Annotated in this window: 16 protein-coding genes; 10 read left to right on the forward strand and 6 right to left on the reverse strand. The window is 60.0% G+C overall.

Translation table 11 applies throughout. From position 1 onward, the window contains the following. Positions 1-35: 35 nt before the first annotated feature. From rarD to ACEN8Q_RS25580, 5 genes are all read right to left on the reverse strand, one after another. Positions 36-923 (reverse strand): EamA family transporter RarD, encoded by an 888-nt coding sequence (rarD, locus tag ACEN8Q_RS25560; RefSeq protein ID WP_413424787.1) that lies wholly within the window; start codon positions 921-923, stop codon positions 36-38. 199 nt (positions 924-1,122) lie between these two features. Beyond that, the gene (locus tag ACEN8Q_RS25565) at positions 1,123-2,097 is read right to left on the reverse strand and encodes a serine/threonine protein kinase (protein WP_413424785.1); all 975 of its coding nucleotides are present in this window, start codon (positions 2,095-2,097) and stop codon (positions 1,123-1,125) included. Between the two features lie 209 nt (positions 2,098-2,306). Then, complete coding sequence (locus tag ACEN8Q_RS25570; RefSeq protein ID WP_413424783.1) at positions 2,307-4,208, reverse strand: PhoX family protein; 1,902 nt, start codon at positions 4,206-4,208, stop codon at positions 2,307-2,309. A 66-nt stretch (positions 4,209-4,274) separates the two neighbouring features. Next, positions 4,275-5,039 carry a TOBE domain-containing protein gene (locus ACEN8Q_RS25575; protein WP_413424781.1) on the reverse strand — a complete coding sequence of 255 codons (765 nt, stop codon included), beginning with the start codon at positions 5,037-5,039 and terminating at the stop codon, positions 4,275-4,277. Between the two features lie 63 nt (positions 5,040-5,102). After that, positions 5,103-5,843: a ComF family protein gene (locus ACEN8Q_RS25580; protein ID WP_413424779.1), complete on the reverse strand. Its 741-nt coding sequence runs from the start codon at positions 5,841-5,843 to the stop codon at positions 5,103-5,105. 92 nt (positions 5,844-5,935) lie between these two features. Here ACEN8Q_RS25580 and bioB point away from each other — a divergent pair, with 92 nt between their 5' ends. The 7 genes from bioB to ACEN8Q_RS25615 all read left to right on the forward strand — a co-directional run bounded on the left by bioB (position 5,936) and on the right by ACEN8Q_RS25615 (position 13,039). After that, on the forward strand, positions 5,936-6,991 hold the full coding sequence (gene bioB / locus ACEN8Q_RS25585; protein WP_413424777.1) for a biotin synthase BioB: 1,056 nt from the start codon (positions 5,936-5,938) through the stop codon (positions 6,989-6,991). Positions 6,992-7,150: 159 nt separating this feature from the next. Further along, on the forward strand, positions 7,151-8,329 hold the full coding sequence (gene bioF / locus ACEN8Q_RS25590) for an 8-amino-7-oxononanoate synthase (RefSeq protein ID WP_413703911.1): 1,179 nt from the start codon (positions 7,151-7,153) through the stop codon (positions 8,327-8,329). Beyond that, a complete protein-coding gene (locus tag ACEN8Q_RS25595) occupies positions 8,322-9,053 on the forward strand; it encodes an alpha/beta fold hydrolase (RefSeq protein ID WP_413703912.1) in 732 nt (243 codons plus the stop codon). Before bioF ends, ACEN8Q_RS25595 begins: the two co-directional genes overlap by 8 nt. Next, entirely contained in the window at positions 9,046-9,858 is an 813-nt protein-coding gene (bioC, locus tag ACEN8Q_RS25600; protein ID WP_413424772.1) for a malonyl-ACP O-methyltransferase BioC, read from the forward strand. The genes ACEN8Q_RS25595 and bioC overlap by 8 nt, the downstream gene beginning before the upstream one ends. Further along, a complete protein-coding gene (gene bioD, locus ACEN8Q_RS25605; RefSeq protein ID WP_413424770.1) occupies positions 9,855-10,535 on the forward strand; it encodes a dethiobiotin synthase in 681 nt (226 codons plus the stop codon). Before bioC ends, bioD begins: the two co-directional genes overlap by 4 nt. Before the next feature lie 123 nt (positions 10,536-10,658). Further along, a complete protein-coding gene (locus ACEN8Q_RS25610; protein ID WP_413703913.1) occupies positions 10,659-10,955 on the forward strand; it encodes a pyrroloquinoline quinone biosynthesis protein PqqE in 297 nt (98 codons plus the stop codon). A 278-nt stretch (positions 10,956-11,233) separates the two neighbouring features. After that, on the forward strand, positions 11,234-13,039 hold the full coding sequence (locus ACEN8Q_RS25615; protein ID WP_413703914.1) for a phenylacyl-CoA dehydrogenase: 1,806 nt from the start codon (positions 11,234-11,236) through the stop codon (positions 13,037-13,039). A 79-nt stretch (positions 13,040-13,118) separates the two neighbouring features. On the opposite strand, the gene ACEN8Q_RS25620 is transcribed toward ACEN8Q_RS25615, so the two are convergent. Beyond that, positions 13,119-14,906 (reverse strand): hypothetical protein, encoded by a 1,788-nt coding sequence (locus ACEN8Q_RS25620; protein WP_413703915.1) that lies wholly within the window; start codon positions 14,904-14,906, stop codon positions 13,119-13,121. Positions 14,907-16,013: 1,107 nt separating this feature from the next. Between ACEN8Q_RS25620 and ACEN8Q_RS25625 the strand changes: the two genes are divergently transcribed. The 3 genes from ACEN8Q_RS25625 (at position 16,014) to ACEN8Q_RS25635 (ending at position 21,481) form a co-directional block, all read left to right on the forward strand. Next, positions 16,014-18,155: a cytochrome-c peroxidase gene (locus ACEN8Q_RS25625; RefSeq protein WP_413428473.1), complete on the forward strand. Its 2,142-nt coding sequence runs from the start codon at positions 16,014-16,016 to the stop codon at positions 18,153-18,155. A gap of 151 nt (positions 18,156-18,306) precedes the next feature. Next, positions 18,307-19,599 (forward strand): GGDEF domain-containing protein, encoded by a 1,293-nt coding sequence (locus ACEN8Q_RS25630; RefSeq protein WP_413428472.1) that lies wholly within the window; start codon positions 18,307-18,309, stop codon positions 19,597-19,599. 85 nt (positions 19,600-19,684) lie between these two features. After that, positions 19,685-21,481, forward strand: a complete 1,797-nt coding sequence (locus ACEN8Q_RS25635; RefSeq protein ID WP_413703916.1) for an acyl-CoA dehydrogenase C-terminal domain-containing protein — start codon at positions 19,685-19,687, stop codon at positions 21,479-21,481. The last annotated feature ends 207 nt before the right edge of the window (positions 21,482-21,688 follow it).

The following is a 21,688-nucleotide window of genomic DNA, read 5'->3' on the forward strand; positions in this document are numbered from 1 at the left end:
GAGACGTGGCCTGTAGGGGGTTGTGTGTTTTTTGATCAGCTGCGGCGACGCAAACTGAGCCACGCATCAACGCTGTAAACCGCCAGGCCGGCCCAGATAAACATGAACGCCACCAGGGTGCTGGACGACAAGTGCTCGCCAAACAGCAGGACCGCTTGCAGCAGCACCAGTGTCGGTGCCAGGTACTGGAGAAAACCCAGTGTCGTGTAGGGCAAATGCCGTGCAGCGGCGTTGAAGCAGACCAGTGGCACCAGCGTGATCGGGCCGGCGGCCACCAGCCACCAGGCTTGGGACGTGGTCCAGAATTCGGCCTGGGCGCTGCTGGCCGTCGGGTTGAGCAGCAACCAGCCGAGGGCAATCGGCACCAGCATCCAGGTTTCCACCACGAGCCCCGGCAGTGCCTTGACCGGTGCCTGCTTGCGAATCAGGCCATAGAAGCCGAAGGTCAGGGCCAGCACCAGCGACACCCACGGCAGGCTGCCGACTTGCCAGACCTGTTGCGCCACCCCCACAGTCGCCAGACCGACGGCAATCCATTGCATGCGCCGCAGCCGTTCGCCGAGGATCAGCATGCCCAGCAGCACGTTCACCAACGGGTTGATGTAGTAGCCGAGGCTGGCCTCCAGCATGCGGCCGTTGTTCACCGACCAGACGTAGGTCAGCCAGTTGGCTGCGATCAGCGCACCGCTCAGGGCCAGGATCGCCAGCCGTCGCGGGTTTTCCCGCAGCTCGCGCCACCAGCCGGGATGCTTCCAGACCAGCAGCAACAAGGCACCGAACAGCGCCGACCACAGCACCCGGTGGATGATGATTTCCACGGCGGGCACGCTGGCGATGGCTTTGAAATAGAGGGGGAAAAGCCCCCAGATGATGTAGGCACTCAGGCCTAGAATGTACCCGCGACGCGGGTTGGCGGCTTGCATGCAGAATCCTTGCTTAGGCAGCTAACAAAGAGGGGGATTGTAAGGAGATTTTGTGTGATGTGCTGATACATGTAGGAGCGAGCTTGCTCCGGGCGGCGTTCCGACGATGGTCGTCCACGATAACGCGGGGAACCTGATGCCCCGCGGTGTTCTCTGATTTTTCGCGAGCAAGCTCGCTCCTACAGGGTTTGAGGGTGAATCAGAAGAGTTTGAGTGGCTCTTCATTGAGTGCCGCCAGTTGCTCGCGCAATGCCAGCACCTGATCACCCCAATAACGCTCGGTGCCGAACCACGGAAAGCTGCGGGGAAATGCGGGGTCGTCCCAGCGGCGGGCGAGCCAGGCGCTGTAGTGCATCAGGCGCAAGGCACGCAATGGTTCGATCAAGGTCAGTTCACGCGGGTCGAAGTCGTGGAATTCGTTGTAGCCATCCATCAGTTCCGACAACTGGCTCAGGCAATCCTGGCGATCGCCGGCGAGCATCATCCAGATGTCCTGCACCGCCGGGCCCATGCGGCAGTCGTCGAGGTCGACGATATGGAACATCTCGTCGCGGCACATCATGTTGCCGGGGTGGCAGTCACCGTGCATGCGGATGTTCTGGTGCGGCGTGTTGCTGTAGGCATCTTCCACACGCTTGAGCAGATCGCGGGCCACCGACTCGTAGGCCGGCAGCAGGCTGCGGGGGATGAAGTTGCCGTCGAGCAAGGTATTGAGTGAGTCATGGCCGAAGTTTTTCACCGCCAGTGCTTCACGGTGCTCGAACGGCCGTGTCGAGCCAACCGCATGCAAGCGGCCGAGCAACTGGCCAAGGCGATACAGTTGATCGAGGTTGCCAGGCTCCGGTGCACGGCCGCCACGGCGGGGGAACAGGGTGAAACGAAAACCGTTGTGTTCGTGCAGGGTTTCACCGTTGTGGATCAACGGCGCCACGACCGGCACCTCGCAGTCGGCGAGTTCGGCGGTGAACTGGTGCTCTTCCAGAATCGCTTCGTTGCTCCAGCGTTGCGGCCGGTAGAACTTGGCGATCAGCGGCTCGGCGTCTTCGATACCGACCTGATAGACGCGGTTCTCGTAGCTGTTGAGCGCCAGGATGCGCGCATCGCTGAGAAAGCCGATGCTTTCGACGGCATCGAGCACGAGGTCTGGCGTAAGGGTTTCAAACGGGTGGGCCATGCTGACTCCTGCGCGCAGCAGGTTGCTGCGTCCGGCCAGGCATGGTAGCGCAGACGGCGCGGTTTTAGGGGGTGGGCTTGAGATGTGCGGTGTTTGGGCTGACGCCTTCGCGGGCGAGCCCGCTCCCACACTGGATCGTTGGTGTGCACGCGATCGGTGGCACACCATAGATCACCAGTGGGAGCGGGCTTGCTCGCGAAGAGGGTCTGTCAGGCGCCGACGATCCCGCCGTCTTCCCGGGTAATCGCCATCACCGATGAGCGCGGCTTGCCGTTAGGCAGATGCTCGGGGAAGGTCGAACCGCCATTTTCGCCCGGGTGCTGGATCCCGACAAACAGGGTTTTCTGGTCCGGCGAGAAGCTGATCCCGGTCACCTCGCAGCCTACCGGTCCGACCATGAAGCGGCGAATCTCGCCGGTCGCAGGATCAGCGCAGAGCATCTGGTTATTACCCATTCCGGCAAAGTCACCGGCGTTGCTCACATCACCGTCAGTCAGGATCCACAAGCGTCCGGCCTTGTCGAAGCCCAGGCCGTCCGGGCTGTTGAACATGTTCTGCGGCGTGATGTTCGACGAGCCGGCCTTCGGTGTACCGGCATGCGCACCCGGGTTGCCGGCCACCACAAACAGGTCCCAGGCAAAGGTGTGCGAGGCGTGATCGTCGCGCTCGGTGCGCCAGCGCAGGATCTGGCCGTAGACGTTCTTCTCGCGCGGGTTCGGTCCGCCCACCGGTTGCCCGTCTTCGCCACGTTTGGCGTTGTTGGTCAGCGTGCAGTAGACCTGGCCATCCTTGGGGCTGACCACGATCCATTCCGGGCGGTCCATGCGCGTGGCTTTCACCACACTGGCGGCGAGACGGGCGTGGATCAGCACTTCAGCCTGATCGGCAAAGCCGCTGCTGGCGTCGATACCGTTCTTGCCATGGGTCAGTTCGATCCATTCACCTTGGCCTTTCGGGTGATCGGCGTTGCCGTCCCCCGCATCGAAACGCGCCACGTACAAGGTGCCGTGATCGAGAATGTCGCGGTTGGCCTTGGGGTTCTTGTGGTCGATCTTGTCGCGGCTGACGAATTTGTAGATGAACTCACCGCGCTCATCGTCGCCCATGTACACCACGGCATGACCATCGCCAGTTTCGGCCAGGGCGGCGTTTTCGTGCTTGAAGCGCCCCAGGGCCGTGCGTTTGACCGGCGTCGACTTCGGATCAAATGGATCGATCTCCACCACCCAGCCGTGACGGTTGAGCTCGTTGGGGTTCTTGGCCAGGTCGAAGCGCTCGTCGTGCTGGTGCCAGTTGATCTCCTTGCTGGTCGCCACCGCGCCGTAGCGTTTTTGTGCCGGGTCGAATTTCTGCTCCGCGTTGCTGCTGCCGAAACAGTCGGTGAAGTTCTCTTCACAGGTCAGATAGGTGCCCCACGGCGTCTTGCCGTTGGCGCAATTCTGAAAGGTGCCGAGAACGTTCTTGCCGTGGGGATCGGCACTGGTTTTCAACAGGGCATGGCCGGCGGCCGGGCCGCTCATGCTGATCGGGGCATTGCCGTGAATGCGGCGGTTGTAGCGCGAGCCTTGGACGAATTGCCATTGGCCGTTCTTGCGCTGCACTTCAATCACCGACACACCTTCGCAGGCCAGCGCCTTGCGTACATCTTCCGCCGATTGCGGCATGCCGCCGTGAGCGTAGAGGTAGCGGTAGTTGGTGTATTCGTTGTTGATCGCCATCAGCGCCCGGTCTTTTTCGCCCGGGAATTCGAACAGGCTCATGCCGTCGTTGTTGTCGCCGAACTGGGCTTCCTGATGTTCGGCGCTGCCGTTGCCGCTCGGGTCGAACGCCGGGCCATCCTTGTGCAGAGGCTGGCCCCAGCTGATCAGCACCGAGGACTTGTAGCCCGGTGGCAGGGTGATTGCGTCGCTGGTGGCGGCGGGAATGCTGTCGAAACCCAGCAACCGGCTGTTACCGGCGCTGACGCTGGCAGCCATCACACTGCGGCTCAACAGGTTGCCGCCGAGGAACATCGCGGCGCCGCACAGGGCACCTGCGCTGATGAAGCCGCGACGACTGAGGCCGACCATGGTTTCGAGATCGGTGGACTGGTTTTCTTCTAATAGGCTCATTTCAGGCTCCCTGCGGTTTTGCAGACACCTTAATCATGAGTAATGAACCTTTTGTTGCAGTTCTGTTTACAGCGGTGTGCCCAGCAGCACCCTGGACGGCGAAAACTCCACGCGCACCGGCTTGCCGCACGTCAGCCCCAATGCCTGCAGATGCCTCGGTTCGTCCAGGGCACACAGTGTCAGGCCGTTGGGCAGGGTAATGCGCACTTCGCTGGGGCCATCGTCGGCGTCGAGAATTTTTTCGATGGTGCCTTTCAGACAATTGTTTCCATGGGTTTCAACGGAATCGATTCCAAGCACATCGAGCCATCCGGCCTTGATCAATGCCACGACTTCAGTGCCGATTTGCAGTTCCAGGCGCTCGGTGCTGTCGTGGGTGATTTGCGCGTCGACGATCACGCCTTCGGCGACTTCGAGGCGAATCAGGTCGTTGCGTCCCTGAGGTTCGATCGCCATTACCTTGCCGTGCAGCTGATTGCGTGCGCTGGTGCGCAGCATCAAGCGCCCGAGCAGGTCGAGGTCGCTGGCGTCTTCAGCGGCTTCCAGCACTTGAGCCTGTAAGGCTTGCAGCTTCTGGTACAGGCGCAACACGCGCTCGCCTTCGTTGGACAGGCGGGCACCGCCACCGCCCTTGCCACCGACAATCCGCTCCACCAGCGGTTTCTGCGCCAGGTTGTTCAGTTCATCGATCGCATCCCAGGCGGCCTTGTAGCTCAGGCCCGCGCTCTTTGCGGCGCGGGTGATCGAGCCTTGTTCGGCGATGTGCTGCAGCAGGGCGATGCGCTGCGGACGGCGGACAATGTGCTGGGACAACAAGGTGGGCAAAGACATGGCGAGTCGCTTTGGGTGGTGACGATGATGAGGACGTTGGCCGCTTGGGCTGCGCGAGTCAAGTCAGGGTGTCTCGCCGGGTTTGGGCGTGCGGGCCAGGCAATAGACGTCGACCCTCGCCGCACCGGCGTCCATCAGCAGCCTCGCCAGGGCCTGGGCCGTGGCACCCGTGGTCAGTACGTCGTCAATCAGGGCCAGGTGCCGGCCTTTGACGACGGCGCCGGGTGCCAGGGCGAATGCGTTGCGCAGGTTCTTTCGGCGGGCTTCGGCATTCAAGGCCTGCTGGGCGTCGGTGTCCTGGGTTCGCAGCAGCAACCGTTCGTCGCAAGGGATATCGAGACTGGCACTCAACCACTGAGCCAGCATTGCCGCCTGATTGAACCCGCGCTGGCGCAGGCGCCGGCTGGCCAGTGGCACCGGGATCAGCGCATGGGGCCGCTGCAGATCGTCTTCGAAGCGATGTTGCAGGCATTGAACGAGAAGTTCGGCGAGCAGGCGACCAAACGGCCACTTTGCGTTGTGCTTGAAACGGGTGATCAGGCTGTCTACCGGAAAGCTGTAGGTCCAGGGAGCAATCACTTGTTCGAAGGCCGGTGGCTGCTTCAAGCAATGGCCGCAGGTCAGGCCCGCAGCCGGGAGCGGCAGGGCGCAGGTCTGGCAGTGATCGCCGAGCCAGGGCAACTCGGTTTCACAGGCCATGCAGACAGGGAGGGTGCCATCGGCGATTTCATCGCAGAGCAAGCAGTGTTGTTTGTTTTTTAACCAGATGTAAACCGGTCCTTTGTATCGTGGTTGACAGCGCATCGCTCTTCCTTAAATATGCCGAACATCCGTGTCGCGCCTGTGGGTATTCCATTCCCCCGGTCGCCAGCCCAGCATAAATCAAGGAATCGCCCATGAGCGCCAGCACCACTGCAAACCTGCGTCATGACTGGTCTTTGGCCGAAGTCAAAGCACTCTTCGTTCAGCCATTCAACGACCTGTTGTTCCAGGCGCAGACGGTGCACCGCGCGCATTTCGACGCCAACCGCGTCCAGGTGTCGACCCTGTTGTCGATCAAGACCGGCGCCTGCCCGGAAGATTGCAAATATTGTCCGCAGTCCGGTCACTACAATACCGGCCTGGAAAAAGAAAAACTGATGGAAGTGCAGAAGGTCCTCGAAGAGGCCGCTCGCGCCAAGGCCATCGGTTCGACCCGTTTCTGCATGGGCGCGGCGTGGAAGCACCCGTCGGCCAAGGACATGCCTTATGTGCTGAAGATGGTCGAAGGCGTGAAAGCCCTGGGCCTGGAAACCTGCATGACCCTCGGGCGCCTGGATCAGGAGCAGACCGAAGCGCTGGCCAAGGCCGGCCTCGACTACTACAACCACAACCTCGATACCTCGCCGGAGTTCTACGGCAGCATCATCACCACCCGCACCTACAGCGAGCGCCTGCAAACCCTGGCGTATGTGCGTGACTCGGGGATGAAGATCTGCTCCGGCGGCATTCTGGGCATGGGTGAGTCGCTGGACGATCGCGCCAACCTGTTGATCCAGTTGGCCAACCTGCCGGAGCATCCGGAGTCGGTGCCGATCAACATGCTGGTGAAAGTCGCCGGTACGCCGCTGGAAAATGCCGACGACGTCGATCCATTCGACTTCATCCGCATGCTCGCGGTTGCCCGCATCCTGATGCCAAAATCCCACGTGCGCCTGTCCGCCGGCCGCGAAGCCATGAACGAACAGATGCAGGCCCTGGCGTTCTTCGCCGGTGCCAACTCGATTTTCTACGGCGAAAAACTGCTGACCACTGCCAACCCGCAGGCCGACAAGGACATGCAACTGTTCTCGCGCCTGGGCATCCTGCCGGAAGCCCGCGAAGAGCACGCCGATGAAGTGCATCAGGCGGCTATCGAGCAGGCGCTGGTGGAGCAGAAGAGCAGCGAGCAGTTTTACAACGCAGCTATTTGAGCAATCACAGCTTCCACTGGATGAATGCTAAACCCTGTGGGAGCGGGCTTGCTCGCGAAGGCGGTGTATCAGTCAACATCTTTGTTGAATGTCAGACCGTATTCGCGAGCAAGTCCGCTCCCACAAAAAGCTCTATGTCATTTGAAAGTCGAGGCCTGCATGTCTTTCGATCTCGCCGCACGCCTTGCTGCCCGTCGTGCCGAAAACCTCTACCGCCAGCGCCCGCTGCTCGAAAGTCCGCAGGGGTCGCAAGTGGTGGTCGATGGCCAGCCGTTGCTGGCGTTCTGCAACAACGACTACCTGGGCCTGGCCAATCATCCGCAAGTGATCGAAGCCTGGCGCGCGGGTGCTTCGAAGTGGGGTGTGGGCGGCGGGGCGTCACATCTGGTCATCGGCCATAGCACCCCGCATCATGCCCTGGAAGAAGCATTGGCCGACCTGACCGGTCGCCCGCGCGCGTTGCTGTTCACCACCGGTTACATGGCCAACCTCGGCGCGGTCACGGCGCTGGTGGGGCAGGGTGATACGGTGCTCGAAGACCGCCTCAATCATGCGTCGCTGCTCGACGCGGGGCTGTTGTCCGGTGCGCGGTTCAATCGCTATCTGCACAACGACCCGGTGAGCCTGGCCAAACGCCTGGAAAAAGCCACCGGCAATACGCTGGTGGTCACCGACGGCGTGTTCAGCATGGACGGCGATATCGCTGACTTGCCAGCGCTGGCTCGCGAGGCCAAGGCCAAAGGCGCCTGGTTGATGGTCGACGATGCCCATGGTTTTGGACCGCTGGGTGCCAACGGTGGCGGCATCGTCGAGCATTTCGGTCTGAGCCAGGATGACGTTCCGGTGCTGGTCGGTACCCTCGGTAAAGCCTTTGGTACGGCGGGTGCCTTTGTGGCGGGCAGCGAAGAGCTGATCGAGAGTCTTATCCAGTTCGCCCGTCCCTACATCTACACCACCAGCCAGCCACCTGCGCTGGCCTGCGCCACGTTGAAAAGCCTGGAACTGCTGCGCAGCGAACACTGGCGTCGCGAGCATTTGCAGACGCTGATCCGCCAGTTCCGCGCCGGTGCCGAACAGATTGGCCTGGAACTCATGGACAGCTTCACGCCGATCCAGCCGATCATGATTGGTGATGCGGGGCGCGCGGTACGCCTTTCGCAAATGCTGCGCGAACGCGGGTTGATGGTGACCGCGATTCGCCCGCCGACCGTACCTGCCGGCAGCGCCCGACTGCGGGTCACGCTGACGGCTGCCCACAGCGAGGCCCAGGTACAGCTATTGTTAAATGGACTGGCCGATTGCTTTCAACAACTGAAGCCGGAGCCAAGCCATGCGTGATCGTCTGATTCTGCTGCCCGGCTGGGGCCTTGGCGTTTCACCGCTGGAGCCTTTGGCGGCGGCCTTGCGCGGCCTGGATGAGCACCTGCATGTCGAGATCGAGCCGTTACCGGAACTGGAGTCGAGCGATCTTCAAGAGTGGCTCGACGAGCTTGATTCGATATTGCCGCAGGACGCCTGGCTTGGCGGTTGGTCCTTGGGCGGCATGCTCGCCTGCGAGTTGGCGGCCCGGCGTGCAGATCGCTGCTGTGGTGTGTTTACCCTGGCCAGCAACGCTTCTTTTGTCGCTCATGAACAATGGGCAAGCGCCATGCCCCGGGAAACCTTCGATGCGTTTCTGGCGGGATGTGGAGCCGATCCGCGCGCGACGTTGAAACGCTTTTCACTGCTCTGCGCCCAAGGCGCCGAAGACTCGCGCGGATTGTCGCGGTTGTTGCTCGGTGGTGCACCGAACACCGCCGCGCCGCTGCTGCTGAGCGCTCTGCAAGTGCTCGCGCAACTGGATACACGACAGGCAATGCAGTCGTTCCGCGGTCCGCAATTGCATCTGTTCGCCGGCCATGACGGGCTGGTGCCAGCGCAAGCGGCGGGCGAGTTGTTGGCATTGCTGCCGGATGTTGAAATCGGTCTGATTGAACAGGCCAGCCACGCGTTTCTCCTGGAAGATCCCCACGGTGTGGCGGGGGCGATCCAGGCCTTTTTGCATGAGTGCGGCGATGACTGATTTATCCCTTCCCAACCTGCCCGGCGCCTTGCCCGACAAGCGCCAGGTCGCCGCTTCCTTCTCCCGCGCAGCGGCGAGCTACGATAGCGTTGCCGAGTTGCAGCGTGATGTCGGCAGCCAATTGCTCAGGCGCTTACCGCAAGACTTCGTACCGCAGCGTTGGCTGGATCTTGGTTGTGGCACCGGGCATTTCAGTCGTGCCCTGGATGAGCACTTTCCGGGCGGTCATGGTGTGGCGCTGGATATCGCCGAAGGCATGCTCAACCATGCCCGGCCATTGGGAGGTGCCACGCACTTCGTGGCCGGCGACGCCGAGCGTTTGCCACTGCAGGATTCGACTTGCGACCTGATCTTCTCCAGCCTGGCGGTGCAGTGGTGCGCGGACTTCGAATCGGTGCTCAGTGAAGCCTTTCGGGTGCTGAAGCCGGGTGGAATTTTCGCGTTTGCTAGTCTGTGTGCAGGGACGTTGTTTGAATTGCGCGACAGCTGGCGGCAGGTCGATGGCATGGTGCATGTCAACCGTTTCCGGGAGTTTGGTGTTTATCAGCAGTTGTGTGCGGCCAGCGGCTTGAGGACGGTCAGTCTGCAAAACCTTGCGCATGTGCTGCATTACCCGGATGTGCGCAGCCTGACCCATGAACTCAAGGCGCTGGGCGCGCACAACCTCAATCCCGGTCGACCGGGTGGCTTGACCGGCCGGGCACGGATTCTGGGTCTGATTGAGGCTTACGAGCAGTTTCGTCAGGCCCAAGGCCTGCCGGCGACTTATCAAGTGGTGTACGCCGTTTTGGAGAAATCCTTATGAGTGCAGCCTATTTCATCACCGGCACGGATACCGATGTTGGTAAGACCACGGTCGCTGCGGGGCTGCTGCACGCGGCACGTTCGGCAGGCTTGAGCACGGCGGCGGGCAAGCCGGTCGCTTCCGGTTGCGATGTGACACCCAAAGGCTTGCGCAATGCCGATGCACTGGCCTTGCTGGCGGAGTGTTCGCTAACACTCACCTATGCACAGGTCAATCCGATGGCCTTCGAACCGGCCATTGCCCCGCACCTGGCGGCGCGAGAGGCCGGGGTGGCGCTGACGGTGCAGTCGTTGCTGGCGCCGATGCGGCAGATTCTGGCCATGCAGGCAGATTTCACCTTGATCGAAGGCGCTGGAGGCTGGCGCGTGCCGCTGGCAGATCAGGACAATCTGTCGGACTTGGCAATGGCGCTGGGTCTGCCGGTGATTCTGGTGGTCGGCGTGCGCTTGGGATGTATCAGCCATGCATTGCTGACGGCCGAAGCGATTGCCCGGGACGGTCTGCAACTGGCGGGGTGGGTGGCCAACATCATCGACCCGAAGACCTCGCGTCTTGAAGAAAACCTTGCCACTCTCGCCGAGCGCCTGCCAGCGCCGTGCCTGGGGCGTGTGCCTAAACTCAAGGCCGTCACGGCCGAAGCGGTGGCCGAGCACTTGCAACTGGACCTCTTGGACTGACGTTTTTGCAATGCGGGCTTTGCCTATGACAAGGCATTATGCCATTAGTGTTTTTGTCGGGTGTTTTGCCGGCCACTCTGCTTCAATGGCCGCTGTTGATCCTTTGCAAGGACGAGTTCTCCCGTGGAAATCTCAGGAAACAGCGCTTTTTATGCCGGTCTGAGCACTATTCAGACAGGGCAGAACCGTGTCGATCAAGCCGCCGGGCAGATCGCCAACACCACCATTGAACGCTCAGTCACCAGCCAGTCTTCCGAGGCTCAGGTTGATCGCTTGCGTTCTGTCGATCGTAGTCAGCAATCGGACCTGGCCAGCAACGCGGTCGAAATGTCTCAGGGCAAATTTCAGGTGGAACTGGGCGTGAAAGTCGCCAAGGCAGCCGATGAAGTGCTTGGAACCTTGATCGATACCTTCGCTTGATTTTTTACTGAATCCGCACCTTCAAGCGCCGCGCCCGATCGCGGCGTTTTTCTGCGTAAGTCTTTCTTGCTCAACTAATCTTTCCTGTGTGGCGGGCTGCTTCGAACGCGCGGCGGCGTTGTCGCGTGCCTGTGTGTCCAAACCTGCGATGACGAACGGCAAAAGATCGGCGCTTGACAAGATTTGGGCGTAAACGTATGTTTCAAACAACTGTTTGATCGCAACAACAAATCAATGCGGTCGTTCATTCCCGGTTACATCAGCAGAGGTTTATCGCTATGCCTGACTACAAGGCCCCCTTGCGTGATATTCGCTTCGTACGTGACGAACTGCTCGGCTACGAAGCGCACTATCAGAGCCTGCCGGCTTGTGCGGACGCAACTCCGGACATGGTTGACGCCATTCTCGAAGAAGGCGCCAAGTTTTGTGAGCAGGTGCTGGCTCCGCTGAACCGCGTGGGCGACCTCGAAGGCTGCACCTGGAGCGAGTCCGGCGTTAAGACCCCGACTGGCTTCAAGGAAGCCTACAAGCAATTCGTTGAAGGCGGCTGGCCAAGCCTGGCCCACGACGTAGAGCATGGCGGCCAAGGCCTGCCGGAGTCTCTGGGTCTGGCCATCAGCGAAATGGTCGGCGAGTCCAACTGGTCGTGGGGCATGTACCCAGGCCTGTCGCACGGTGCGATGAACACCATCTCCGAGCACGGCACCCCTGAGCAGCAAGAGGCTTACCTGACCAAGCTGGTTTCCGGCGAGTGGACCGGCACCATGTGCCTGACCGAGCCGCACTGCGGCACCGACCTGGGCATGCTGCGCACCAAGGCCGAGCCTCAGGCCGACGGTTCCTACAAGGTTTCCGGCACCAAGATCTTCATCTCGGCCGGTGAGCACGACATGGCCGACAACATCGTCCACATCGTACTGGCCCGCCTGCCGGATGCACCGGCTGGCACCAAAGGCATCTCCCTGTTCATCGTGCCGAAGTTCCTGCCGAACGCTGATGGCTCGGTTGGCACGCGTAACGCCGTGTCTTGCGGTTCCCTGGAACACAAGATGGGCATCCACGGCAACGCCACCTGCGTGATGAACTTCGACGGCGCTACCGGTTTCCTGATCGGCCCGGCGAACAAAGGCCTGAACTGCATGTTCACCTTCATGAACACCGCACGTCTGGGTACTGCACTGCAAGGTCTGGCCCACGCCGAAGTCGGTTTCCAGGGCGGCCTGAAATACGCTCGCGACCGTCTGCAAATGCGCTCGCTGACTGGCCCGAAAGCGCCGGACAAAGCCGCTGACCCGATCATCGTTCACCCTGACGTACGCCGCATGTTGTTGACCATGAAGGCATTCGCCGAAGGTAACCGTGCGATGGTTTACTTCACCGCCAAGCAAGTCGACATCGTCAAGTACGGTGTGGACTCCGAGGCGAAGAAGAAAGCCGACGCATTGCTGGCTTTCATGACGCCAATCGCCAAGGCGTTCATGACCGAAGTCGGTTTTGAGTCGGCCAACCACGGCGTGCAGATCTACGGCGGCCACGGCTTCATCGCCGAGTGGGGCATGGAGCAGAACGTTCGCGACAGCCGTATCTCGATGCTGTACGAAGGCACCACCGGTATCCAGGCACTCGACCTGCTGGGCCGTAAAGTGTTGATGACCCAGGGCGAGGCTCTGAAAGGCTTCACCAAGATCGTCCACAAGTTCTGCCAGACCAACGAAGGCAACGAAGCGGTTCAAGAGTTCATCGCTCCGCTGGCTGCACTGAACAAGGAATGGGGCGAGCTGACCATGAAGGTCGGTATGGCCGCCATGAAAGATCGCGAAGAAGTCGGCGCGGCCTCCGTGGACTACCTGATGTACTCCGGTTACGCCTGCCTGGCCTACTTCTGGGCTGACATGGCGCGCCTGGCTGCCGAGAAACTGGCTGCCGGCACTACCGAAGAGGCGTTCTACACCGCCAAGCTGCAGACTGCGCGCTTCTACTTCCAGCGCATCCTGCCGCGTACCCGCACTCACGTTGCAACCATGCTGTCGGGCGCCAACAACCTGATGGACATGAAAGAAGAGAACTTCGACCTGGGCTACTAAGCCTTAACGCAGTGTCTTGAAAAAAACGCCGCTTCCTCCGGGAGCGGCGGTTTTTTTTTGCGCTGTGTTCAGGCCTTGATCACCATGGTGTCGGGTCCAGAGGGCCTACGCCTGTTGGAGTGCTCACACCCTCGCCGTTACGTATGAACGGCAGGTGCCAGAAGTCGTTCGGCACCACCGGGTCGCCAGGCTTGACGCCTTCCGGAAAGATGAACTCGAACACCGGCGCCACATACTGTCCGGCAGTCAGTCCATTGGCGACGGTCAACCTGCCCGCATTCTGGATGCAAGCATCCACGCCGGCCTGGGACAAGCTTAGCTGTGGAACGCAAAGTGACCGGGCAACGACGCGCAAGGTACGTGTCGGCTGGCTAAGCAGCCCAGTGGGCGCTTTGGTCGCACGCAATCTGGCGCGTTGTGGCTGAGCACCCGTGTTCTGGGTCGTGATACCACCCGAGGCTCCCAGGCAACTGGCCGCAAGGCCCAGTCCAGGGTTGCATTCACCCGTCATCTCATAGGGGGTAATCCAGCGATTGGTTTGCACACCTGTCGATGGATTGACATCTATCAGATAGATGTCGACCGGGGTCTTGATGTCGGTGGTCGAGGCTTCAAGGAAAATCCGGTCCTGCGTCTCCTGGGCTACTCCGTTGATGGCCGTTGCGGCCGGGTCGGCCGTACCGATGCCAAATTCCCCGATAGCCATGTAGCTGGGCTGCGAACCAGGCTGAGTGTAGATCCCGACATTCGCCTCGATCGTGTGTGCAGAGACAAAGTCCGGGAGGCCAGTAGTTGCTGACTTGAACAGAGTACCGGACCAGCTGATGAAGTCGCCGACTTCGAAGGGTGCCTGTTGTGTCGGGTCGGGGTCCGTCGCCGTGCGTGTAGCATCGCTGAATCGCTTCATGACGTACTGGCTGCAATAGACCTGCCCCACCGCTGGACCCGAGAGCTCTCCACTGGCCGGAAGCGCGACGCCGGCCTGGCTGAAATTGCGGCAGTTGTTGGTCGTGGTCGGGGTGACCACTTTTGGCCGGTTTTTCTGTGGGCAGAGCGCATCGTCCCCGGAGAGCGTACGTGGCACGCACATCGGGTAGCCGGTGGCAGCATGGATGGTCGGGTTGGCATCATCGACGGAGAAGCGTGGGTCGGGGCTTTGGGCGCGGCCAAAACGGCCATTCGGATCGTTGATCTGAATGATCGTGGGTTGCGTCGGGTTTCCACTGTCAACTTCGATGTTGCCGTTGGTGTAGTCGATCCGGGTGATGACACCGCTACCTGCGTTGACGGATTGCTGGGAGACAAAGATCAGCCCGGCAATTGGCTTGTTGGAGACGGTATTGCCTACCACATGGATCTCGAACGAGGGGTAAGCCGCCGGTGATTTTCCGAGCGCCAGGGTTCCACCCCTGACGAAGTCGGCCCAGGTCAGGGTGTTGGCCGGCATCTGCATTACGGTGTTGCAAGGGACAACAATCGTGACGCCGTTCAACTGGACGGTCCCCCCAAAGCGGCTCGGGTCGCTGGTATTGGGGCAATTCGCATTGGTGGTGTCCAGGGTCATGTCCTGGATAAAACCGGTAACGTCAAACCCATGAATCGCATTCGGGTTGGTAAAAATCGGGTCGGGAAGTGTGGGTGTCGTGAACGGCGAGGGCAATCCCGGGGGCTTGGCAGTCCCGCCGCCACCACCACCGCCGCCGCCACCGCCAGCTCCGTTTTTGGCAAATGCATCTCCACCACCACCAATGGCCAGTGCGACAGCGACGGCACCAGCGAGCAGAGCATGGCGACTGAAGATGCCGTTGAATCGCTTGTGAGGCAGCAGCGGTATGGCGAGCGTTTTTTCGTACAAAGATAAGCTCATGGCTCACTCCAGAATCTTGCAGGACCAATTGCCGGCCGATCGAGATCGCGGATCTGCTGATGCGCTGAATCCTGCGCAAGAAAAACGCAAAGCCGTGAGTGTCGAATTGGGGCTCGATCCGGCCGGAGAAGTGCCTGTGTACGGTCGACACTTGCCGTTCGGATGCTTTCACCTGCGTTGCGTTGGCCGGTTACGGACGCAATCGCGAGAGACATTTCCTTGAGCCTGAGGGGCACATAGCAGTAGTCGTGCCTGATTGGCACAAATGCTTGTCAGCCAGCAAAAATGCGGGCTTCGCTGAGGTTGGTGATATACATGAAGTTATAGTTATGTGATTAGCGCCAAAGTAGGTGGGGATATATACCCAAGTTTGGAGTGCTATAAAAGAGTTTTAGTGGGTGTTTCCAATGGTAGTGGTTGAGAAGTGTTGTCTTTTAAGTACGACTAAAGTCGGAGTTGTGCAAGAGAGAGTATTGAAGAGGGTGGTGAGGAAGTAATCTTGAGTTTAGGTATAAATAAAAAAGGCAATAGCTAACGCAGTGCAACTTGCGCACAAATGGGGTTTGTATGTCTGGTGGATGTTTCTGTTGACGGGTGGTGTGGATTTTCAGGTGTTTTTTTCAAGTGCCGTTCACACCGCGGTGATTGGATTAGCAAATACTCTGCCAGCCTCAAGAGAACTTAGTCTTGTGACGTAAAGTCCTTTAAATACTGGCTTTTATAGGTCGTCGGTGACCATCCGGTGCGGGCTGTTTGGGGAATGGCACCCAATAATGGGGTGAGATTTAACCAGAACTGAGGAATAGTGCACAGTTGCCGTAATTAGTAGGGTTTCTTGAATTGTCTTGAATAAAATAATATTGAAATTTTCTGTTGAAATGTTTTGTTACGTCTAGAGTTGTATCAAGCGCTACCCAGTGGCGCGAAATATCATTCTTTTAAAAGCCTGGGCAGCGAGAGTGCTTTGCCAGTCAGGCCTCGTCTTGCCCATGCAACTTGAAGTTGATGCGGCTACTCGAGCGGGCAGCAAGAACCATGGCGCTGAGTTCATCTCGCAACAGGGAAATCACGGAGTTGATTACTCCATACTGAATCGGGAACGCTGTCATGTTTGAGTATTTGAACACGTTGCGAACCACCTGCCTGACCCGTGCGATGGCGATGGCTCTTTTCGCCGCCAGCCTGCCTGGCATGAACGTTTTGGCCGCAGACCCCGTCGGGGTCGTTCCGGCCGTGCCGGATGTGCCCAGCCTGCAGTCTCTGCACGGCCTGACACCCCCCGACCCTTCGGGAACCGAAGGCGGGCGCAAAGTCGACCTGATGACCGACTACGTGCTCAATCGCTCGGCTGCAGTGCTTCTGGGCAAGGCACTGTTCTGGGACATGGAGATCGGCAGTGACGGTTCCACCGCTTGTGCGTCGTGCCACTTCCATGCGGGTGTCGATCACCGCACCACCAACCAGATCAACCCGGGACAGGCGAACACCAATGCGAACGTCTCGTCGATCTTCAACAAACCGTTCACCGCCGCCGACATCCCGGGCGACGTGCCGACCTACACCACCAGATCCGGTGGCAAGGGCGGTCCGAACTACCTGTTGAAGAAAGGCGATTTCCCGACCCATGTGCTGGCTGATCCGATGGATCGCAACTCGGCGATTCTCTACTCGACTGACGATGTGATCGGCTCGCAAGGCGTGTTCGACGCCAACTTCGTCAAGCCCCATCAGTCGCGTTTCGATAAGTGCATCCAGCAACCGGACGGCATCTTCCAGGTGGGTGGCATCAATGTTCGCCGTAGCACCGGGCGCAATGCGCCAACGGTGATCAACGCCGCGTTCAACGTGCGCAACTTCTGGGATGGCCGGGCCAATAACGTCTTCAACGGCTTCTCGCCGTTCGGCAATCGCGACCCTGACGCCGGGATTTTCGTGACCAGCGATGGCAGTGGCGTGGCGACCAAAGTCCGGCTGGCGCTCAAGGATGCTTCCGCCGCCTCGCAAGCGGTAGGGCCTCCCGGCAGCCCGGTGGAAATGTCCTGCGGCGGGCGTACCTTCGCCGACATCGGCCGGCGCATGCTCGATACCTTGATGCTCAAGCAGCAACGGATCTCGTCCACCGATTCGGTACTCGGGCCGGTATCCAGTGGTCATCGGCCGACCTACCGTGAACTGATCAAGAACGCGTTCCAGCCACGTCTGTGGAATGCCACGCAACAGGTCTCGCTGGGCGGTGCACCATACACCCAGATGGAAGCGAACTTCCCGCTGTTCTTCGGGCTGGCGATCCAGATGTATGAGTCCACGCTGATCTCGGACCAGGCGCCGCTGGATGCCTATCTGCAGGGTGATCACACAGCCATGAACAACCAGCAGGTCCAGGGCATGAACCTGTTCCTGGGCAAGGGCAAGTGTGTCAATTGCCATGGTGGCGCGGAGTTGACCAACGCCGGCAGCCGGTTGCTGTTCCATCCTCGGGAACGTATCGAGCGCATGGTCATGGCCGACAACCTGACCACACTGTATGACAGCGGTTTCTACAACACCGGGGTGCGTCCAACGTCGGAAGACCTTGCGCTCGGTGGCTCGGATGCCTGGGGCAATCCGTTGTCCTTCACTCGCCAGTACAACACCGTGCTCCAGGGCGGCCAGATCCCTGACCCGCTTGAAGTTGATGTGTGCACCTTCGAAGCGCCTTTGAGCCCGGCCATCCCTTGTGATGCGACGCTCAAGCCCAATGTCGGTTTCCGCGATGCGGTCGATGGCGCCTTCAAGACGCCGACCTTGCGCAATATCGCGTTGACCGGGCCGTATTTCCACAACGGCAGTCGCGCAACGCTGCAACAGGTCATGGAGTTCTACAACCGCGGCGGCGACCGGCGTGGCGAGGATGCCAGCAACACCAGTGGCTTCGAGCACCCGACGGTCAATCAACACAACGGCTCAAACCTCGATCCGGACATTACCCGGCTGAACCTGACCCCGGATGAAGTGGATGCATTGGTCAAATTCATGGAAGTCGGCCTGACCGATCCTCGGGTTGCGTGGGAACGGGCGCCGTTTGACCATCCGTCGCTGGTACTGCCCCAGGGCGAAAAGGGGGATGAAAACTCGGTCGGGCAAAAACCGGCCAGTCCGAAGATCACTACCCGGCAGGCGCAGGACGCCGAAATCCAGCTCAAAGCGGTCGGTGCCGAAGGTCGCACACGTCTGGAAGGGCCACTGCAACCGTTCAACAACGACCTGTAACAGGTATTGCCCTTGCGTCACTGGTGACCGATGGACGCCAGTGACGCCTTTTTACAAATACCACAGTATTTCACTCAGCAAATCGGAGTTTCTGCCGTTACAGTGGTTGGCACATTGCCATCAATTGATTTGACCGGTCGGAGCTTTACCCTTGCCGCGTTCTTCCGCTGTACGTTTCAGTCACTTCCTGCCGTCATTACTGCTGTTACTGGCGGGGCTTGCGGCTGCATACATCAAGGATCTGAACGTCTTCTTCACCTCGCTGTTCAACGTGCTGCCCACCCTGGTGTTGTTGCTCGGTGGCGCCTATTGCGCGGTGTACCGACGTCAGCGTGAACTGTTTCTGATGGTCACGGTGTACATCGCCTACTTCTTGCTCGACACCCAGACCGACTATTACCGCGACAACGGCAAGGTGCGCGACGATGCCGCCGTGGTCTTTCATTTGTGTTGCCTGCTGCTGCCGCTGCTGTTTGGCATCTTCGCGGCATGGCAGGAGCGCACCCATCTGTTCCAGGACATGGTGGCGCGTTTCGCCGTATTGCTGGCGGTTGGCAGCGTGGCGCTGGGGCTTGAGCAAAGCTATCCGCACACGCTGCTGATCTGGCTGTCGGAGATTCGCTGGCCCGCCTTGCATGGCGCCTGGATGAGCCTGATCCAGTTGTCCTATCCGGTGTTCATTGCTGCGTTTGTGCTGCTGGCCTGGCAATACTGGCGTAGCCCACGACCGCTGCATGCCGCGCAATTGGTGGGGCTGCTCGGGTTGTTCTGGATGTTGCCGAAAACCTTCATCCTGCCGTTCACGCTGAACATCATGTGCAGCCAGGTGATGCTGATGATCGCCGCCGCCGTTGCCCACGAAGCCTATCAAATGGCCTTCCGCGACGAACTGACCGGGCTGCCGGGCCGCCGGGCGCTGAACGAACGAATGCAACGGTTGGGGCGCAACTACGTGTTGGCGATGAGCGACGTCGACCACTTCAAGAAATTCAACGACACCCACGGCCACGACGTCGGCGACCAGGTGCTGCGGCTGGTGGCCAGCAAGCTGGCGAAAATCGGCGGTGGCGGTAAGGCGTATCGCTATGGCGGCGAGGAATTTGCCCTGGTGTTTGCAGGCAAGACCCTCGAAGAGTGCATGCCACACCTGGAAGTCATCCGCGAGTCCATCGCCACCTACAACATTCAGCTGCGTAATCAGGAGAATCGCCCGCAGGACGATAATCAGGGGCGCCAGCGGCGTGCCGGTTCCGCTGCGTCGAGTGTATCGGTGACGGTCAGTATCGGCGTTGCCGAACGGATCGATCAGCGCACCCCGGAAGAGGTGCTCAAGTCCGCTGACCAGGCGCTTTACAGTGCCAAGGGCGCCGGGCGCAACTGCGTGATGGCGTTCGGGCAGAACCGCCGTGGCGCGGTGCGCATGGACGCGGCTACGGTTGAGTGATGATGACGCATTCAGCGTCTGGACTGTGATTGTGAGGCGTGGTCGGCGGCAGTAGGTTGAAGAAATCTGCCGACGGAGAATGACCATGCCCGAGTACAAAGCTCCCTTGCGCGACATGCGCTTTCTGATCGACCACGTCTTCGACTTTCACGGTAACTACGCTGCGCTGGGGGCCACCGATGCCAGCCCGGATATGGTCAATGCGATCCTCGAAGAAGGCGCGAAGTTCTGCGAAAACGTGCTGTCGCCGCTCAACCGCAGTGGCGATGAAGAAGGCTGCCATTTCGACAATGGCGTGGTCACCACGCCTGCCGGCTTCAAGCAGGCTTTCGCACAGTATGTGGAAGGTGGCTGGCATGGCCTGGCGGCCGATCCAGCGTACGGCGGCCAGGGTTTGCCCAGCTCTCTGGGGCTGGTTATCAGCGAAATGGTGGCTTCCAGCAACACCTCATGGGGCATGTACCCCGGCCTGACCCACGGTGCGATGTCGGCGATCCACGCCCATGGCACCGAGGAGCAGAAGCAGACCTATCTGAAGAAGCTCACCGCTGGCCAGTGGACTGGCACCATGTGCCTGACCGAAGCCCATTGCGGCACCGACCTTGGCATCATCAAGACCCGCGCCGTACCTCAGGCCGATGGCAGTTACGCGATCTCCGGCAGCAAGATCTTCATCTCTGCCGGTGAGCACGACATGAGCGACAACATCATTCACCTGGTATTGGCCAAATTGCCGGATGCACCGGCCGGAACCAAGGGTATTTCGCTGTTTATCGTACCCAAGTTCCTGCCCGATGCTTCGGGTGAAGCAGGGGAGCGCAATGGCGTTTCTTGCGGCTCCATCGAACACAAGATGGGCATCAAGGCCTCGGCCACCTGTGTGATGAATTTCGACGGGGCCAAGGGCTTCTTGATCGGTGAGGCGAACAAGGGCCTGAACTGCATGTTCACCATGATGAACCACGCGCGGCTGGGCACCGGCATGCAAGGATTGTGTCTGGGCGAGGCAAGTTTCCAGGGTGCGATCAAGTACGCCAACGAGCGCTTGCAGATGCGCTCGCTGACCGGCCCGAAAGCGCCGGAAAAAGCCGCCGACCCGATCATCGTGCACCCTGATGTGCGGCGGATGTTGCTGACCATGAAAGCCTTCAACGAAGGCAATCGCGCGCTGACCTACTTCACGGCGCAGTTGCTCGACGTTGCGCACCTGAGTCCGGATGAAACGGCGCGTCAGAATGCCGAAGACCTGCTGGCGTTCCTCACGCCGATCTGCAAAGCCTTCATGACCGACACCGGGCTGGAGGTGACCAATCACGGCATGCAGGTATTTGGCGGCCACGGGTTCATTCGCGAATGGGGTATGGAGCAGTTGGTCCGCGACTGCCGGATCGCGCCGATCTATGAGGGTACCAACGGTATTCAGGCGCTGGACTTGCTGGGGCGCAAGGTACTCGGTAGCCAGGGCAAGCTACTGCGCGGGTTCACCAAAATCGTCCACAAGTTCTGTGTGGCGAATGCCGGGCATCCACAACTGGCCGGGTATGTGGTGCAGCTCGATCAACTGAACCAGCAGTGGGGTGAGTTGACGACCAAGGTCGGCATGGCGGCGATGAAAAACCCTGACGAAGTCGGTGCGGCGTCGGTGGATTACCTGATGTACAGCGGCTACATCATCCTCGGCTACCTGTGGTTGCGCATGGCGCTGGTGGCTCAGGCGCAACTCGATGCTGGCAGCGGTGATGGCGATTTCTGCCGGGGCAAACTGGCGACCAGCGAGTTTTACTTCAAGCGCCTGTTGCCACGTACAGCCTCTCATCGGGCCGCCATCGAAGCGGGTAGTGATTGTCTGATGCAACTGCCGGCGGAGCTATTTGCGCTCTGACATCGCCCCCTGTAGGAGCGAGTTCTGCTCGCGATGGTCGTGAACGATAACGCGTAAAACCAGATGCCGATGGCGTCTCCAGGTTTTTCGCGAGCAAGCTCGCTCCTACACTGCAAAATCCAATGACTAAAAATAACAAAACGGTCATGATCTGACCCTATGTGTCACAAAAGTTGTTGAGGTACACTCCGATCCAACGAAAACACT

The organism is Pseudomonas sp. Pseusp16 (genome assembly GCF_047324915.1).
Classification (GTDB): Bacteria; Pseudomonadota; Gammaproteobacteria; order Pseudomonadales; family Pseudomonadaceae; genus Aquipseudomonas; species Aquipseudomonas fluorescens_CD.

Coding starts and splice junctions, on each gene's coding strand:
- ACEN8Q_RS25565 (WP_413424785.1), bottom strand. CDS start 2,097: ATGGCCCACCCGTTTGAAACCCTTACGCCAGACCTCGTGCTCGATGCC.
- bioF (WP_413703911.1), top strand. CDS start 7,151: ATGTCTTTCGATCTCGCCGCACGCCTTGCTGCCCGTCGTGCCGAAAAC.
- ACEN8Q_RS25595 (WP_413703912.1), top strand. CDS start 8,322: ATGCGTGATCGTCTGATTCTGCTGCCCGGCTGGGGCCTTGGCGTTTCA.
- ACEN8Q_RS25570 (WP_413424783.1), bottom strand. CDS start 4,208: ATGAGCCTATTAGAAGAAAACCAGTCCACCGATCTCGAAACCATGGTC.
- bioB (WP_413424777.1), top strand. CDS start 5,936: ATGAGCGCCAGCACCACTGCAAACCTGCGTCATGACTGGTCTTTGGCC.
- ACEN8Q_RS25625 (WP_413428473.1), top strand. CDS start 16,014: ATGTTTGAGTATTTGAACACGTTGCGAACCACCTGCCTGACCCGTGCG.
- rarD (WP_413424787.1), bottom strand. CDS start 923: ATGCAAGCCGCCAACCCGCGTCGCGGGTACATTCTAGGCCTGAGTGCC.
- ACEN8Q_RS25620 (WP_413703915.1), bottom strand. CDS start 14,906: ATGAGCTTATCTTTGTACGAAAAAACGCTCGCCATACCGCTGCTGCCT.
- ACEN8Q_RS25615 (WP_413703914.1), top strand. CDS start 11,234: ATGCCTGACTACAAGGCCCCCTTGCGTGATATTCGCTTCGTACGTGAC.
- bioC (WP_413424772.1), top strand. CDS start 9,046: ATGACTGATTTATCCCTTCCCAACCTGCCCGGCGCCTTGCCCGACAAG.
- ACEN8Q_RS25575 (WP_413424781.1), bottom strand. CDS start 5,039: ATGTCTTTGCCCACCTTGTTGTCCCAGCACATTGTCCGCCGTCCGCAG.
- ACEN8Q_RS25580 (WP_413424779.1), bottom strand. CDS start 5,843: ATGCGCTGTCAACCACGATACAAAGGACCGGTTTACATCTGGTTAAAA.
- ACEN8Q_RS25635 (WP_413703916.1), top strand. CDS start 19,685: ATGCCCGAGTACAAAGCTCCCTTGCGCGACATGCGCTTTCTGATCGAC.
- bioD (WP_413424770.1), top strand. CDS start 9,855: ATGAGTGCAGCCTATTTCATCACCGGCACGGATACCGATGTTGGTAAG.